This is a genomic window from Candidatus Kapaibacterium sp. (assembly GCA_025059875.1).
Classification (GTDB): domain Bacteria; phylum Bacteroidota; class Ignavibacteria; order Kapaibacteriales; family HRBIN21; genus HRBIN21.
This window is the reverse complement of the sequence record JANXCT010000001.1, coordinates 222,354-238,798: the sequence shown is the minus strand read 5'-3', so window position 1 is coordinate 238,798 and position 16,445 is coordinate 222,354. Positions and strand designations below refer to the sequence as shown.

Sequence of the window (16,445 nt, the reverse complement as noted above, 5' to 3'; positions counted from 1 at the left end):
GCACACGCCGCGACTCGAATTATTCAGCGGCCAGTTCCAACACCTGTTGCAGCACCTCTAGCGGCGAGATGCTCTCCATGCACGCATGGGTACCAATTGGGCACCGATGTCCGCCATGGACTGAACAGGGACGACAGGGAAGCTGCCGGGCTATGAGGCGTGAGCGCGGCAGGCGCGGTGCGAAACCGAATTCGGGAACCGTAGGGCCAAAGATGGCAACAACCGGTGTTCCGACCAGCTCAGCAAGGTGGATTGGAGCACTGTCGTTCCCCACTACACAACGTGCATGCCGGAACAAGAGCAAGAGTTCGGGGATGCTGAGCTCCCCAGCCAGCGAGAGCGCTCCACTACGCTCGGCAATGCTCGTGCAGAGCCCTACCTCAGCCTCGCCACCCGTAATGACAACAGCATAGTCTCGCTGACGCAACAGCCATGCGAGACTAGCGTAGTGGTGGGGACTCCAGCGCTTCGTTGCCCACGCAGAACCGGGGGATAGCACGATGACAGGCGATGTTGGTGCTATGCCGACCTGCCGTAACCGGTGCCAGAGTCGCTCGATAGTCCCCTCCGGAAAGCGAAGAGCAATAGGGATATCTCGCAGCTCCTGCCATCTTGGCCCAACATCGGCAAACGGGGCCAGGAGCGAGAGGTTCCGTTCTACTTCATGCAGATGCCAGCCATAGGGCACGCGAGCATCGAAGACCCATGGCAATGCACTGCGGTGGCTCCCCACGGAGTACCGCGGGGAGCTCAAGAACGTCAGCAATGCCGTCCGAAGCGACCGATGAGGGACTAAGAGCAACTCTGCTCCCCAGCGACGTATGCGCTGTGCACACCGGCGCAGTCCCGCTATGCCAGCATCGGCACCCCGCTTGTCGTAGACTAGAACCTCATCAACGGCTTCGGCACACTCTGCCAAAGGCGCTGCCGCCGGCGTCACCACCAGCATTCGCCGTGCCGTAGGATGGAGCTCTCGCAGAGCTTGCAGCAGAGGGAGGACGAGTGCCACATCGCCCAAGTATGCCATCTGTACAACGGCGATGCGCGAGAAGTCACGGAGCCGTGGCAGTGCTCGGGACATCTGCTGCGGGGCGCACGTACTTCCACCGCCGATGCTGCCACAGCCATAGCTCCGGATGCTGGCGGATGACGGATTCCAGCCGCTGGAGGTAGCGCCAGGTTAGCTCTCGAACCCCTTCCAGGGTATCGGGCAGGTCCTGCGAAGGCAACTCCTCCAGTGGCACAACGTACCTGCCATCAGACTGGCGGAACGCAAAGCCCAAGATGATAGGTACTCGGAAGCGGAGAGCAACGGCAGCCGGCATCGTGTGGACTGGAACAGCCGACCCGAAGAAGGGTAGCCACAGAGCGGTTTCGGGCTTTGCTCGCTGATCTGCCAGAAGGGCGACGGCCTCCCGCTTCTGAAGTGCCCGCGCTAGGGCCCAAGCGGCATGGTCCAATTCAACGGTACGGTTCCCCCAGCGTGTCCGGTAGCGATTGAGCCACTGGTCTGCTACGGCATTTGCCTGCCGCTGAACGATGACCGTGACAGGAATTCCCAACCGACGTAGCGCCAGTCCCGCAGCACACGCTAGCCACTCCCAGTTTCCATAGTGTCCCGACAGCAGCAGTAGCCCACGTCCCCGCTGTGCACACTCCGCAAAGAGCTCAGGATTCACGAACCGAACACGCTCCTCCAGCTCCTCCGCCTGGAGCCACGCCAGAGAGAGAATCTCCGCCAGCACAATACCAGCATTCGTATAGCACTGCCGCGCGACCTGCGTGTGCCAGGAACGAGGACGTTCAGGAAAGGCCCGCTGCAGATTCTCTACCGTGACATGTCGGCGCAGAGGACTTGCCTGCCACCAGAGCTGCCCCAGCACCCACCCGACAGAGTGGTACCACCGCCATGGCACGAACCGCAGTGCAGCTCCGACAGCCCGTAGCAGGCTCACGAGACCATGCTGCACTAACCGAGTCCCGAATTGGCGTACGGAGAACTCAGCGCTGCGCCGCCTGGAGCCGCTGCCGATAGGCATCGTAGAGGCGTCGGAGCAACTGCAAGTCCTCCCATGCAGGGCGCTTCCACTGCGGGTTCCGGAGTAGCGCTGCGGGGTGGTACGTGACGATCATCACCATCCCGTGGAAGGGGATTGGCCGTCCGCGGAGTTCGGTGATCTTGTATTCCTTCTGGAGCAGCGCCATCGCAGCTGTCGCTCCAAGAGCCAAGATGAACGGGGGCTGGATGAGCTCCAACTGCTTCCACAGGTAAGGGCGGCACGTCTCGATCTCCTGCGGCGTCGGACGCCGGTTGTTCGGCGGACGGCATTTGAGGATGTTGCAGATGTAGACCTCCTCGCGGCGGAAGCCAATTGCCTGCAGCATACGGTTGAGCAACTGCCCAGCAGCACCAACGAATGGCTCCCCACGGGCATCCTCTTCAGCTCCCGGCGCCTCCCCAATGACCACGATCTCTGCCTGCGGGTTCCCCACCCCGAAGACGAAGTTCGTTCGCGTCAGCCCCAATGGGCAAGCCGTACAGGTGTGGATATGTGCGTACAGCTCTTCCAAGCTCTGGCTCTGGTGCCATACAGGAGCAGAATGGAAGAGATCTCCACCGCCTACCTCTGGCATGCGAAAGCGTGGAGGATGGAGTACAGGGAGCGGCTCATTCGCCGGCATAGCATCTGAGAGTTTAGTCCCTGACGGAGTGGCGGCCGGCATTTGAGGAGTTAATGACCGAGAGGATGGCAGCTCCACGTACACTCTAGCTCCTAAGAGCTGTCGCCGTAACTGTACCCACTGCCGTAGCTGGGCTAGCAGTGCTTCTACCCCAGCTGCCATTGGCTAAATGTCCAAGTGCTTGACGAAGAGGGCATTCCGCTCGATGAACTCCCGCCGAGGCTCTACCTTGTCGCCCATAAGCATGTCGAAGACGTGGGTAGCCTCGGCGGCATTCTCTATCGTAACCTGCAGGAGCGTCCTCGTCTCTGGGTTCATCGTGGTCATCCACAATTGCTCCGGGTTCATCTCTCCCAACCCCTTGAAGCGCGTGATAGTGATGGACTCCGGCCGCACCCCATCGGAGCGCAGGCGTTCCAAGATGGCGTCTCGTTCCTGGTCTGAGTAAGCATAGAACTCCTGCCGGCCGTGGGCGATCTTGTACAGCGGCGGCTGTGCAATGTAGAGCCGACCCTGGTAGATGAGCTCCCGCATGTAGCGGAAGAAGAGCGTCAGCAGCAGCGTACGGATGTGGGAGCCGTCAACGTCGGCGTCGGCCATCAGAATGATTTTGCCGTAGCGTGCCTTGGAGACGTCGAAGCTCTCGTCGAAGCCGCCACCGATAGCGGTGATGATAGTGTTGATCTCGTCGTTTTCCAGAATCTTGGACAGCCGCGCCTTTTGCACGTTAAGGATCTTCCCCTTGAGCGGCAGCACCGCCTGGAAACGCCGATCACGGGCCTGTTTCGCAGACCCTCCAGCCGAATCACCCTCGACGAGGAAGAGCTCCGTCTCTTCAGGGTTCCGGGAAGAGCAATCTGCCAATTTCCCCGGCAGTGAAGTGCTCTCCAAAGCACTCTTCCGCCGCACCAGCTCCCGGGATTTCCGAGCAGCGATGCGGGCCTCAGCTGCCAGCACAGCCTTCTCGATGATCTTGCGTGCAACGCTAGGGTTCTCCTCTAAGTAGCGCCCTAACTGCTCGTTGACCAATGAGCGGACGATACCCTCCACCTCGCTGTTGCCAAGCTTCGTCTTCGTCTGCCCCTCGAACTGCGGCTCGGCAACCTTGACGGAGATAACGGCTGTGAGCCCCTCACGGAAATCATCCCCAATCAACTGGACCTTCGCCAGATTGTTTGCCTGCGCATAGGCATTGAGCGCCCGCGTCAGTCCTGAGCGGAAGCCCGTTACATGCGTGCCTCCTTCGGCCGTGTTGATGTTGTTAGCATACGAGAGCACTCGCTCCTCGTAGCCGGTGTTATACTCCAGGGCAATGTCCACATACACATCACTCCCCGACTCCCCAGGTAGCCGCCCGGAAAGGAGGATGACTGGCGTCAGCGGCGTCTCCCCTTCATCCAGGTAGCGAACGAAATCGCGCAGGCCGCCTGTATAGTGGAAGACCTCCTCCGTGCCCTCTCGCTCGTCGCGGAGGCGAATGGTGACTTCGGGATTCAGGAAGGCCAGCTCCCGGAGCCGGTCGGCCACGCGCTCGTAGCGGAAGACCGTCGTTTTGAAGATCGTCGGGTCCGGTCGGAAATAGACCAACGTCCCAGCCCGGTCGGTGTCCCCAACACGCTGTACGGGCGTCAGAGGAACACCCCGGCTGTACTCCTGCTCCCATACGCTACCATCGCGCCAAACACGGACACGCATGTATTCGGAAAGGGCGTTGACGCAGGATACCCCCACACCATGGAGTCCGCCGGAGACCTTATAGGCAACCTTGTCGAACTTCCCTCCAGCGTGCAGCGTGCACATGACTAGCTCCAGCGTGGAGATCCCCTTCTCGGGATGGATGCCAACAGGGATGCCACGCCCATCATCCTCTACAGAGCACCCCCCGTCTGCATGGAGGGTGACCACAATGTTCCGGCAGAAGCCCGCCAATGCCTCATCAATGGAGTTGTCCACGACTTCGTAGATGAGGTGGTGTAAACCCCGCTCCCCGACATCCCCGATGTACATCGCTGGACGCCGGCGCACCGCCTCCAGCCCTTCCAGAACACGGATGCTCTCTTCGGTATAGCCGTCCGTCAGAAGCGACGTCGTGCCGTGTTGCTCGCTGAGCTCGCTCATTCCAGGCTCCCTGTCCGTTGCCAACCGGCCGTATAGACGTCCGTGAATGCCTTATCGGATAACAAGCCGACGCACGAGCTCTCGCCCAAGCCGCTCGTTGAGCCGTCTCCTGAGCTCCTCTGCCCGCATGTGGAGCTCCATTCGCCATGCTGGGACAGCAACCTCCACAACGAGCTCTCCATTAGCGAAGCTCCGGATAGTGCTACTGCGTGCTGCAGGGGTCCCGACGACCTCAGCCCAGACCTTTGGTAGGCGAGCCATGTACAGCACTTCCTGGAGCCCTTGCTCCTGGAGAAACTGCTGCAAGACCTCGGCTAACGATCGTGCTTCTCGCTCCATTGTCACCGGACCGAGCTGCCACTCACTCCCCACCCATATGGTAAGCCCCGCGCAGCATGTCGCAGGAGAGCAGCACTCATCAACAGCGACACAATTCCGCCGAGGATGATCTCTCCTGACACTTCAGGAGACATCCCCACCAGTACGACCGGCATCCACAATGGAACGGCCAGCATGACGGGCAAGAGGGGCTCTGGAGACTGCAGCACAAACACTGCACCTGCCAAGAGGCCGAAGAGCACGAGTGTTGCAACCCCGTAGAGCTGTGCCTCACTTCGGATCCAACTCGCCAGCCACAGTCCGAAGGATGCCATGAAGCTGTATCCCAGAAGCAGGGAGGCGGCATCCCAGAGCTGCTTGCCAGTGGGGCTCTCTAGGGCCGCGCGTGCTGCTGTTAGTGCGGCAATCTGCAGAACCCCAATCCCAACCACCCCGACGAACTTGCCGTTGATGATGTTCTGCGCTGGAACGATGCTGAGGAGGAGCTCAGCAACCCGCGAGAACCGCTCCTCCGTAATTGCCCGAGTAGCCCACAGAAGGGCATGGCTAAGAAGGAAGAGCCCTACGACGACCGCGACATCCGATGGTGCCCTAGCGGCACTGGGCAGAAAGTACTCCTGGATTCTCAACGGCTGGAGTAGCTGCTGCTGGGCTGCTTCTGGTATACCCCACCACCTCAAGAGGGCAGCCCGCAGCCGTTCCTGAAGAAGTGTCACCATGTAGCGAACCCTCTCGGCTGCTCTCTCGGTCGTCCATACCTCCGCCTCCAGCCCTTCAGGTACTGGCCGCAATCGGAGAACTCCGAGCCACTCCCCTGTTGCAACCCGCTGCAGTAAGGAAGTCCACCGGAGCGTGTCCTCCGGTACCAATGGGTACACAAGCAGCGTGGACCCTGAAGTCCGCTGGGCTACAACGTCCTGAAATTGACGCACCCATTGCCCTGTCTCGTCCCAGACGGCGAGTGTTGCTGCCGTAGTGGGCTCCCTACGCTGCCCACCAAGGCTGAGCACTGCGAATAGCAAGACCGGCAAGCCGGCGCTAAGAAGAAACCCCCAGTGGCGTATCTGGTTCCGCCACTCCCACAGAGCAATCTGCCCTATGGGCTGTAGTGCCATTCCTACCAACTGCCCGACAACTGGACGACGATATGGCGGGGCGGAGCTAGGTTTCCGGGCACCTCCGTGTAGTAGTAATCCAGCGCATTCCGCAGGTTAACCGTCAGATCTAGCGGAAGCCCAACTGTGCGCTGCCCCGCCACTGTAAAGCGAAGGTCTACAACATGGACCGGCACACGAGCAGAGGCATTTCGAATGAGCCGCAAGTTCTCCAGCTCATCATCAATCCGGTCTGCCCGGCTCTGGTAGCGGTACTCAAGTTGCAGCTCCCCCCATGGTAGCGGTAGAGTCCACTGCGCGCGCCAGAGTCGCCGGGAGCGATACCGAAGCCAGTCGTTGCGCGATAGATCCCGCGGGTTCAACAACGTCAATCCGCTCTCCACCCCCACCAGACCCAAAGCGGACCACGACGTGCGTGGACCCAGCCACGCTTGCACGATCCACTCAACACCCTGCACCCGGGCCCGCGTCACATTGAGGAACCGCACCGCCACCTCTCCCTCAGCCGCGCCGAGCTGCGGCTCGATGAGGTCGTAGTACTCCGACTGGAACAGCGCAACATCAACGAAGAGCGGAGAGCGCCAGCCTGCTACTGTGAACCAGAGGGTATCCATAGCCCCAACCTCAGCGGTCCAAGCCCGCTCAGGTCTAAGCTCTGGGTTCGGTCGAACGACAAACCCCGCAGCTCGCACGGTCGCGAAGCGCTCCGCAACCGTCGGCGCTCGAAATGCCCGCCCCAGCGTTGCTCGAAACTGTGGACCGAACCAACTGGCATACGTCAGCCCTACGCGAGGACTAAGCTCGAGGTGTTGCCGTGCTGCTCCGTACGTACGCTCCCAGTCCACTCGCACGCCGATGGTTAGCCCAATCGGGCGTTGCGCCCCAAGCTCCACCTGGCCATACAGGGCCCCAACCGCCTGGCGCCGGTCACCGTAGAGTCCGGACTCCACCACGTTCGCAATCCCGTGGAGTCCTGCCGTGATAAGTACCTGCGGCTGCAGTTCCTTCGTCCACTGCCACTCTGCCGAAAGGGAATACGCCAGCGATTGTGGCAGTCCTGTATCTGCTCCTCCTGCCGGGTTCCGGTTGGCAAAGTCCGTCCGATAGAGCCCAACCCGCAGCACGCTCGAGAGGTCCCTCTGCCATACCTGCTGCCATTGAACTGCAAGCACAGCCTTATCCGAACGCACACGCTGGGCACTGTCGGGATTGCCTGGCCGTGTCGCCTCTCGGAGGCCCTTCCAGTAGATCCAGTTCCCGCTCTCAGTGCCGGTGTAGTAGCCCAGCAGAGTCAACACTGACGCCGTAGACAGAGTCCAGCGCACCTTGCCCAGAGCCTGCCATCGCCGAGAGTCATCATCGCGGCGGTAGCTCTCATCTCGCACTCCTGCCGTGCTCAGCACCACACCAACTGGTCCATGCCGCCCAGTGTAGAAGAGATCGGCTCCCCAAAGTCCCCGGGTCCCAATATCCCACGACCCGAAGCGGGGACGAGTGTACACCCCTCCGTAGCTTCGGAACCGAAAGGAGCTGCCCTCCGAGGGTTCGGCCGTAATGACATTCACAACCCCTCCCAACGCTGCCGTACCGTACAGCGCCGAGGCCGCCCCTTTGAGTACCTCTACCCGCTCCACGGCAAGCAACGGGAGAACATCGTACTTTAACTCTCCGCCGTCACCAGACAAGAGCGGGATACCATCTACGAGCAACAGCGTCCGCGAGCCAACACCGAAGGCAAACCCAGAGGAGCCCCGGATGCTGACTTGGTCCCGATTGATGACAACCCCAGAGACTGTTCGCAAGACCTCATCTAGTCGGGCCATGCTACGCTCCTGGAACGAGCGCGCCTCCACCGTAGCAATGCTTACCGGAGCCTCTTGGAGCGCCTGCGCACGCTTTGCTGCCGTCACGATCACCTCCCCAAACCCAATCGGCTGCGGCTCTAGCACAACGGTAATCCGAACTGTATCACCACTCTGGAAGCGCACCACCCGCTGGAAGCGCCGATATCCAACCATGGACACGCTGACCGTGTACTCCCCCGGCGGGATACCACGCAGCGTGAACGCACCCGTTCTGTCCGTTACAGCTCCTAGCATAGTCCCCTCCACCCGCACCGTTGCTCCAGCCAGCGGCCGACTGCTCGGTGCTTCTACGACTCTTCCGACAAGCACGGCAGGTTGTCCCCATACTATGCCCCACCCACCCAAGAGCCACAACAACGCCACACCGAGTCTCCTACCCATTCCTACTCAAACGGCTGTGGTGGCAGACGATCGAAGTCTACGACAATGTCCACCCCAGTGTAGATTTCCCCAGGCTCTACCCGCAAGCTGTCTGGACGAGTCACATCCCGAGCGTAGACCCCGACAACACGCCAATGTTGGAAGATGTCGCTCCCGTACCGCTGCGCCACGACAATGTAGCGAAAGACCGTGGGAGCTTGGCTGACTATGAGCTGGTACGGTTCGGAGTCCACTCGGAACCGAAGACGCTCCGAGAAGACCGCCCGCCCACTAAGGACTTCATCCAACACATTCCGCGGCGGGTACTGCTGGAAGGCAACTACCCGAAGGTCGTAGAGGCTATCCTGAGGAGGCCAAGTGCCGTGGAAGTGAACCACTCCCTGGATCTTCGCCTCCTTGGGCAGTGCTTCCGGGTCCAGTCCCCCTGTGCAGCCTCCCATCAGGACCAGCAGCAAGCTGCAGCAGAGCAGGGCCTTCCTCCGCTCCATACGGGCAACCCACAAAACCCCAGGCTATCGCGAAATTATAGGCTTTCCCGCAGCCGGTATGGTGGTCAACCCCACTTCAGCGAGCCGCAATACATCCAACTCCGCAGGCAGCACCACCTCCACGCGAGTCCCCGCAGGCGAACCATCCGGGCAACGGAGGTCCACAATCTGCAGAGCGAACAGCCGCCCAAGGTGCTGACTCAGCAACCGCAACCGCTCCTCGGCCAGCCGAAGCCCTGCACCACCATGAGTTGGTGAGGACAGTGCTTGTGCCCCTCGCCCCACTCCGTCATCCTCAATTGCGCATACCACTGAGTCGCCCTCACGCTGAACCTCTATTCGGACAGTCCCTATCCCTCCACGCGGCCCAAGGCCATGCTTGAGAGCGTTTTCCACCAGCGGCTGCAGAAGGAGCGACGGACACCATACGTCGCCGAGCTCTAAGCCCGGCTGCACCTCTATGGAGTAGCGGAAGCTCCCCCGGAAGCGCAGCTGTTCTACCCGCAAGTAGAGCTCCACCGTCTCCAACTCTTCCTCAAGAGAGACAAGTCCGCACTGAGAGGTACGGAGGACCTGACGTGACAGCTTTGCAAACTGGGAGATTAGGTGCTGGGCTGCTTCTAAGTCTCCAGTGGAGACGAGATGTTGGAGGGCAGTGAAGACATTGAAGAGGAAGTGCGGATTCATCTGAGCTTGGAGTGCCCGATACTGCCACTCCACAAGCCATCGGCGGAGCTGCTCCCGCTCTCGGCGGTAGCGCTCGGCCTCATACCGAGCCTCCACCTTTGCAACTGACTGTTGGATCGCCTCAGCTCGGAGCTGTTGGGAGAGCGACACGTACCGCTGTAGGTAGTACAACCCCTGTGTAAAATCGGCCTGATGCTGAGCAATGAGCGAGCGCTCTTGGAATACTTCCAATTGCAGTGCTCTCTCCTGAAGCTCTTCCGCAATCCGCTCTGCTTCCGCGAGTGCTTCCTCCGCTGCAGCATACATGCCCCTCCGGCGGTAGAGCTGCGCGAGGTTCGTTAACACGTATCCACTCCCGCGACGGTCCTGGAGTTGGCGCCGCAGTGACAGCGAGCACTGGTAGGCCTGCTCAGCATCCTCTAGCCTCCCCATCCGTGCATAGAGGAATCCCAGAGTCCCCCAGGCGACAGCCATACCGTACTTGTCACCCGACTGCTCCTTGAGCTGCATGCTACGGTGGAGCATTTCTAAGGCTTGCTGGTAGCGCCCCTGCTGGGCCAGCAACAGGGCGGCATTGTTGTATGCTCGAACCAGCACCCGAACCACTCCTTGCTGCTGAGCCTGCGCAATCACCTCTTCGAACGTCTGAAGAGCTCGCTCATAGTGTCCCAGCTCGGCTAGGATAACACCGAGGTTCTGCCGTAACTTCAGCGAAACGACCGGGTAATCATCGGCCCCCTCGTCTAGAGCCTGCTGCAACTTCTCCAATCCCGCAGCCGAATCTCCGACAGCGTGGTAAGCTAGAGCCCAGTTGACCAAGGTATGGAGATACCGCTCCCGTTGGCCAACTTCAGCGAAGATGGTCGCTGCCTGTTCAAACCACGTATGTGCCTCTCCATACTGCCCGGCAAACAGGGCCCCAACACCCAGGAGACGACAGGCCTCCGCGAGCCCCTCTCGGTAAGCACCACGCAGCGCCAACTCATATGCACGACGGGCGAAATCCCGAACCTTTTGCGGTGCCTGCTGAGATGCCCTCTCTGCTAGCGCGTTGAGATAGTCCACCGCCTGTAGTAGTGTGAACTGGCGGAGCTGACTCTCCAACTCTTGTTCGTCCGGCCAAGGTACAGGAGACATCCCCTATCCCCCATGCTGGAGCGCTGCCAGCACATGTGCAAACCGGCGTCGCGCAACGGGAATCTCTTCGCCCGTGTCCAGCATGATGCTTCCACCCTGCTCTTCCGACCCCTGCCGGAGCTCGCGAATGCGCTGTATATTGACCAAAAATGAGCGATGGACACGGACAAAACCCGCTGGTTCCAGAATCTCTTGCCACTCAGCAAGGAGTCGAACCGCCAAGAGGCGCTCCCTATCCGTCACGACCCAGCTATAGCTCCCGTAGGCTTGACAGTACAGGACCTCCTGGAGCGACGCGACTCGGTACCTATCATTCACCAGCGGAATAACAAGCCGCTTCGGCGCCCCAGCGCTGAGGTTGCTCAATAGAACCTCGAGTCGCTTGGCTCGAAGACGCGACTGCTGAACCCGCAAAACGGCTTCGCGTAGCTCTTCGGGATTGACGGGCTTCAGGAGATAATCCGCTGCGCTAATCCGAAGAGCCTGGAGCAGATACTGCTGATGCGCAGTGACAAAGACCACCGCAAAGTCCCGCTGGGGCAGGGAGCGAAGGAGCGCAAAGCCATCTTCACCAGGCATCTCCACGTCCAGGAAGAGGACATCGGCACGGAGCTGTCGTAGGACTTGCCGAGCCTCCTCAGCAGAGGTTGCCGTCGCTACAACTCGAACTATATCCCGGCAGTGCTGCTCCAAGAGCAGGCGGAGCGCCTCCAGGGCCCCTACCTCGTCATCTACCAGCACCGCCCGCAGCATAGCGGTCACTCCCCACGACCGTTGGCTGGCGCCGCAAAGATACCAAGTCCCATCCCAGCCCACTCCCCGTACAGTGAGCGATATAGATCCGCGATCCTTGTACACTGGGCCCTATGATCTGGTTTCCGTCAGAAAGCTCCTTACAGTGTGGCATGTCTGTTACACTGTGACTCGACAGCAACAGTAATTGTCAAGCGCCTCTCGGCATCCTCCTGGTGACATTTGCTATTCGGCCGTACGCGTCTCACTGCCCAACCCAGCTCCGGCGCAAATCAGCTTAAGGCCAGGTACAGGCAGCGTCACCTCTAATTTACCGCTCTACCGCCGGGCTGCTCCAGCAGCATGTAAGGACCTCCAATCCAGACTGCCCAGCGGGGAATGGAGCTCTTTCCTGGCGAGGTGAGAAACAATACCATGGGCATCCGAGACTGCGTAGGTCAGCATTGGACTGTCAACAGCACCACTCAAATGAACGGCTTCCAGTATCAGCACACCCTAGCTTAGAAACCAAGGGGGCGACCGCTTTAGTCCGTTGCTGGACTCCTCTCACCCTCAAGTGCAATGTCCACCCCTGCTTAGGACAACAGAAGCAAGGACGAGAGGCCCTTCATGTCCATTCCCACAGGTAGCCAATCATTGGATGCTCGGGAAACCTCTACGCAGTCGGCAGAAAACTTGGCGCACAACAAACCCCGCATAGCTACTGTGGGATGCGGGCCACATGTCGATTACGCACAGCCCAAGATCCCCAAAGCGCGCAACCTCTAAGGGAGAAGTCTCCGCAACTGTTGACTCCTCTGTGCAACCATCCACGTCAATCCCCTCGCGGACCATCAGGCTACTCTCTGGCTCAGAGCCAAAGACTTGAGGAGGTTGTCTTTCGTTCTCGCGTGGTCCCCGAAGGATAGCCATTTCGAAAAGGCGAGACTTAGGGAGATTCTTGAGATGCTGCTTTTCGGAGACGATCCCAGAGAGCCCGGTTCGCTTGAACAGCGGGGGTGCATAGCACCAGGATATGGCTTCGCCCCTCATCGTCAGCTCTGCGGAACTCTGCATAGAGTGTAGTCGCCTGCAAAGCTCGGAGAGGTACTGAAAGTCGCTCGCCACCAGGCTGAGGTGCAAGCACAACGGGATTCGCCTCTGGATGAGCCACTATCCACTGCCGAACCGCCTCCCAGGAACTCAGCAAGACGACCGCCGCCTGCGGGGCATAATGCCGATACCGCATCCCAGGCGACGGAGCTGGACCCGCCCTTTGAACATCCCAATACCCCACAGGCCGTCCCAGCACAGCGCTGAGCTCCCCCGCAGTAACCACACCAGGTCGCAGAATCATCGGCGGATCCGTCAGCAGATGGAGCACCGTGGACTCTAAGCCAATCTCACAGGGGCCCCCATCTACGACTGCTGCAATCTCTCCCTGCAGATCCTGGAGCACATGTTCTGCTGTCGTCGGGCTAGGCCGACCGGAACGATTCGCTGAAGGAGCAGCGATAGGCTCGCCTGTGAGTCGAATGAGTTCTAGAGCGTACGGATGCCGTGGCATCCGTACGGCGATGGTCTCCAAACCTCCGGAAACCACGGGAGGAACCTCTGGGTGACGGCGCAGTACGACCGTCAGAGGGCCAGGGAAGAAGGTTCGGGCAAGTACCCAGTAAGCCTCAGGAATCTCCACCGCAATGCGCTGCACTTCGTCCGGCGAAGCGATATGCACGATTAAGGGGTTATCAGTAGGCCGTCCTTTCACGGCAAAGATCTTAGCCACCGCCTCCGCGCAGAAGACTCTAGCCCCTAAGCCATAGACGGTCTCCGTTGGGAAGGCAACTAAGTGCCCGCGCCGCAGGAGATCAGCTGCCTGCTGCAGCGCCATTGGATCACGCTCGGGATCGAGAACAATAGTCTTCAACGACTGCAGCACGATAGGCGTTCCACTAACTCAGGAACCTGCTGCCAGTGATACGCAATCGCGTCTGCCAACGTTTGAGCTGGTGGAGAGAACTCCGAATCTAGATCGCCCAGGAACAGAATGGCACTCATTCTCAGTCCCTTCGCGCCTTGGATGTCGGTGGGCTCAAGGTCTCCGATGTGGAGTGCTTCTTCGGGAGCTGTGTCGAGCTTGTCTAGGACAACCCGATAGGCCCGTGGATGAGGCTTTGCAACCCCGGTCTCGTCACTGAAGCTGAAAGCAGCGAATAGCTCTGCAATGTCGTACTGACGAAGAAGCTCTCGCAGTACCGAGCCAGGCGAGAAGGCAGTATCCGAGACTAGTGCCAGCCGATAACGCTCCGCTAGCCACTCCAATGCCTGCCGAGCATAGGGAAGCAATGGAGGTGGGCTCTCCAGAATTCCAATAGCCATTTCTTCAGCCAACTGGGCCACTATAGCTGGCTCCTCCGGTAGCTTCAGCCACTGCCAGAGGAAAGTGGTCAGCTCCTGCGGTGTTGGAGTCCGTTGCTGTCCCCACCAGACGGCAGTGTAATACCGCCACATCTGCCGAAAGGCTTCCCGCAGCTCTTGCTCCGATCTTTCCATCCCCAAACGCTCTACGTACGCTTGGAGTCGCCGTAGGCGCTGCTCCTGCCGCTGCTGACTCCCAGCAGCCCCTAAGATGGTATTCCACAGGTCAACCGTGACCACGCGCAGAGCCATGCTGTAGCTTGAGCAACCTACTCCGCGAAAATACGCCCCGTCTTGTCCTCGTCCCGGACTGCGATACCTCCCCCACAGCAAAAGCCGTATTTTTGCGTCCGCCGCAGTCCAACACCGGGGAGGGTCGAGGAGTGCCGAAGCGACTCCGAGAGCTATGGGGGAAATGGGCGCTCGTTGTGCTCCCGCTAGCGCTGGGGATCTACATCTTGGTTCCTACATACCGGGCATGGGATCTCGAGCGCCGAAAAGCAGCCATAGAAGCAAGCGGGGACTCCGTGCGGCTTGCGGAGTTCAACCAGACGTACGCGGCAGCTCTCCAGAGTGCCAAGCAGAACGCTCTTAAACTTGGTCTGGACCTCCGGGGCGGCATGTACGTTACCCTAGAGGTGGATGTCGTCAAGCTCTTGGAGGAGGCAGCCGAGCGAGAAGCGATTGATGACGTCTTCCGTCAGGTAATCGAGGCCACGCGGCGTGAAGCAGAAAGGAGCGATGAGTCCGTACTGACGATCTTCCTGCGAAACTTCGATCGGCTTGCTCGCCCGCAAGGGCGCTCGTTGATCTCGTACTACGACGTCGGAGACCTTCGGGAAGTCAGCGAAGAGAAGGTCATCGAGCGGCTCCAGCGCAACATCGACGGCGCAATCGATCAAGCTCTAGAAGTCATCCGGCAGCGCGTGGACAAGTACGGCGTTGCCGAGGCCAATATCCAGAAGCAAGGGGGACGGCGCATCGTCCTAGAGTTGCCTGGAGTCACGAACGAAGCGGAGATGCGCCAACTACTCCAGACGACTGCCCGCCTGGAGTTCAAGTTGGTCCGGAACAACGAGGAGGCTGTCCGGGCATTCTACGCGATCGACCAGTACCTGAAGCGAAATCGAGCTGCCGCGCCTGACACGGCTGCATCAGCCGCTGCACAATCGCCTACTGATACTGCAACAGCTCTCTCTGCTACCCCCAGCGACACAACTACTCCCAGCGATACACTCCGTGCCTCCGCAGATACACTAGCACAGCAAGCCCAGCCACAAGACACCGGGGACCCATATGCTGGACTCCCTGAAGAAGAGCGCCAGCGTCGCATCCGCGAAGACTTTCCCTTCACTTCGCTGTTCATCACGTACTACATCCAGAACGACCGCTTCCTTCCGATCGACTACCGGCGAGCTGACTTCCCAGAGGGCGAGTACTTCTTCCAGATTCCCAAGGAGCACCTCAGCGAGTTCGAGGCACTGCTGAGCCGGCCGGATATCCAACGGCTCATCCCAGCAGAGCACGAAGTAGCCATCAGCGCTAAGCCCGACGAACAACTCCAGCGCCAGGGCTACGAGATCTACTCCTTCTACGTGCTCAAGCGAGAGCCCGAGTTGACGGGCGACGTGGTCACTGATGCCCGAGCCACCTTCGATCCTACTACGAACGCTCCCATCGTCCTCATGGACATGAACACCGAAGGGGCAGAACGGTGGGCCCGGATTACAGGAGCAAACGTTGGGAAGAAGATTGCCATCGTCCTAGATGACCGTGTTTACTCTGCCCCAGTTGTGCAGACTAAAATCACAGGTGGCCGGTCGCAGATCACCGGTATGAGTAGTATCCAGGAAGCGCACCTGCTAGAGATCGTGCTCAAGGCTGGTGCCCTGAAAGCTCCGGTGAAGATCATCGAGGAACGTGTCGTAGGCCCCTCACTGGGCGAAGATTCTATCCGACGTGGGCTCATAGCCAGTCTTATTGCCTTCGTGCTCGTCATCCTCTTCATGGTCGGCTACTACACGGCCGGAGGCGCCGTGGCAGTCTTTGCTCTGCTTGTCAACATCACGCTCATCCTTGCTCTACTCTCTGCCTTCAAGGGAACGCTGACCCTACCAGGGATTGCCGGTATCATCCTCACGATGGGCATGGCCGTAGATGCCAACATCCTCGTCTTCGAGCGAATCCGCGAAGAGCTCCGCCGCGGCCGCTCACCTCGCTCCGCTGTGGATGAAGGCCACAAGAAAGCCCTCTCGGCGATTCTGGACTCTAATATCACGACCTTCATCACCGGGCTCATCCTCTACTTCTTCGGCTCAGGCCCCATTCAAGGGTTCGCTATCACGCTCATGATCGGGATTGCCATGACCCTGTTTGCGAATCTGGTCATTGCACGTGCCATTGCTGAAATCTTGCTAGCGTACAACATCCACCTCAGCTACGGCCTACCTCGCAAGTGGTTGGTTGCGACATCGTAACGAACA

Annotated in this window: 13 protein-coding genes; 1 reads left to right on the top strand and 12 read right to left on the bottom strand. The window is 59.8% G+C overall.

Features of this window, described 5'->3' with window-relative positions; genetic code table 11:
- Positions 1-19 precede the first annotated feature (19 nt).
- The 12 genes from NZ960_01140 to NZ960_01085 all read right to left on the bottom strand — a co-directional run bounded on the left by NZ960_01140 (position 20) and on the right by NZ960_01085 (position 14,214).
- Positions 20-1,081, bottom strand: a complete 1,062-nt coding sequence (locus tag NZ960_01140; protein ID MCS7176224.1) for a glycosyltransferase family 9 protein — start codon at positions 1,079-1,081, stop codon at positions 20-22.
- On the bottom strand, positions 1,053-2,039 hold the full coding sequence (locus NZ960_01135) for a lysophospholipid acyltransferase family protein (GenBank protein ID MCS7176223.1): 987 nt from the start codon (positions 2,037-2,039) through the stop codon (positions 1,053-1,055). The genes NZ960_01140 and NZ960_01135 overlap by 29 nt, the downstream gene beginning before the upstream one ends.
- Positions 2,002-2,844: a uracil-DNA glycosylase gene (locus NZ960_01130; GenBank protein MCS7176222.1), complete on the bottom strand. Its 843-nt coding sequence runs from the start codon at positions 2,842-2,844 to the stop codon at positions 2,002-2,004. Before NZ960_01130 ends, NZ960_01135 begins: the two co-directional genes overlap by 38 nt.
- A gap of 3 nt (positions 2,845-2,847) precedes the next feature.
- Positions 2,848-4,800: a DNA topoisomerase (ATP-hydrolyzing) subunit B gene (gene gyrB / locus NZ960_01125; protein MCS7176221.1), complete on the bottom strand. Its 1,953-nt coding sequence runs from the start codon at positions 4,798-4,800 to the stop codon at positions 2,848-2,850.
- Between the two features lie 51 nt (positions 4,801-4,851).
- Complete coding sequence (locus tag NZ960_01120; protein MCS7176220.1) at positions 4,852-5,139, bottom strand: DUF721 domain-containing protein; 288 nt, start codon at positions 5,137-5,139, stop codon at positions 4,852-4,854.
- A 2-nt stretch (positions 5,140-5,141) separates the two neighbouring features.
- Positions 5,142-6,254 (bottom strand): ABC transporter permease, encoded by a 1,113-nt coding sequence (locus NZ960_01115; GenBank protein MCS7176219.1) that lies wholly within the window; start codon positions 6,252-6,254, stop codon positions 5,142-5,144.
- Between the two features lie 2 nt (positions 6,255-6,256).
- A complete protein-coding gene (locus tag NZ960_01110; protein MCS7176218.1) occupies positions 6,257-8,500 on the bottom strand; it encodes a TonB-dependent receptor in 2,244 nt (747 codons plus the stop codon).
- A gap of 2 nt (positions 8,501-8,502) precedes the next feature.
- The gene (locus NZ960_01105; protein MCS7176217.1) at positions 8,503-8,940 is read right to left on the bottom strand and encodes a hypothetical protein; all 438 of its coding nucleotides are present in this window, start codon (positions 8,938-8,940) and stop codon (positions 8,503-8,505) included.
- Positions 8,941-9,012: 72 nt separating this feature from the next.
- Positions 9,013-10,812: a tetratricopeptide repeat protein gene (locus NZ960_01100; protein ID MCS7176216.1), complete on the bottom strand. Its 1,800-nt coding sequence runs from the start codon at positions 10,810-10,812 to the stop codon at positions 9,013-9,015.
- A gap of 3 nt (positions 10,813-10,815) precedes the next feature.
- Positions 10,816-11,565, bottom strand: a complete 750-nt coding sequence (locus tag NZ960_01095) for a LytTR family DNA-binding domain-containing protein (protein ID MCS7176215.1) — start codon at positions 11,563-11,565, stop codon at positions 10,816-10,818.
- 928 nt (positions 11,566-12,493) lie between these two features.
- Positions 12,494-13,471: an L-threonylcarbamoyladenylate synthase gene (locus NZ960_01090; GenBank protein ID MCS7176214.1), complete on the bottom strand. Its 978-nt coding sequence runs from the start codon at positions 13,469-13,471 to the stop codon at positions 12,494-12,496.
- Entirely contained in the window at positions 13,468-14,214 is a 747-nt protein-coding gene (locus tag NZ960_01085; GenBank protein ID MCS7176213.1) for an HAD family hydrolase, read from the bottom strand. Before NZ960_01085 ends, NZ960_01090 begins: the two co-directional genes overlap by 4 nt.
- Before the next feature lie 131 nt (positions 14,215-14,345).
- Between NZ960_01085 and secD the strand changes: the two genes are divergently transcribed.
- On the top strand, positions 14,346-16,439 hold the full coding sequence (gene secD / locus NZ960_01080) for a protein translocase subunit SecD (GenBank protein ID MCS7176212.1): 2,094 nt from the start codon (positions 14,346-14,348) through the stop codon (positions 16,437-16,439).
- The last annotated feature ends 6 nt before the right edge of the window (positions 16,440-16,445 follow it).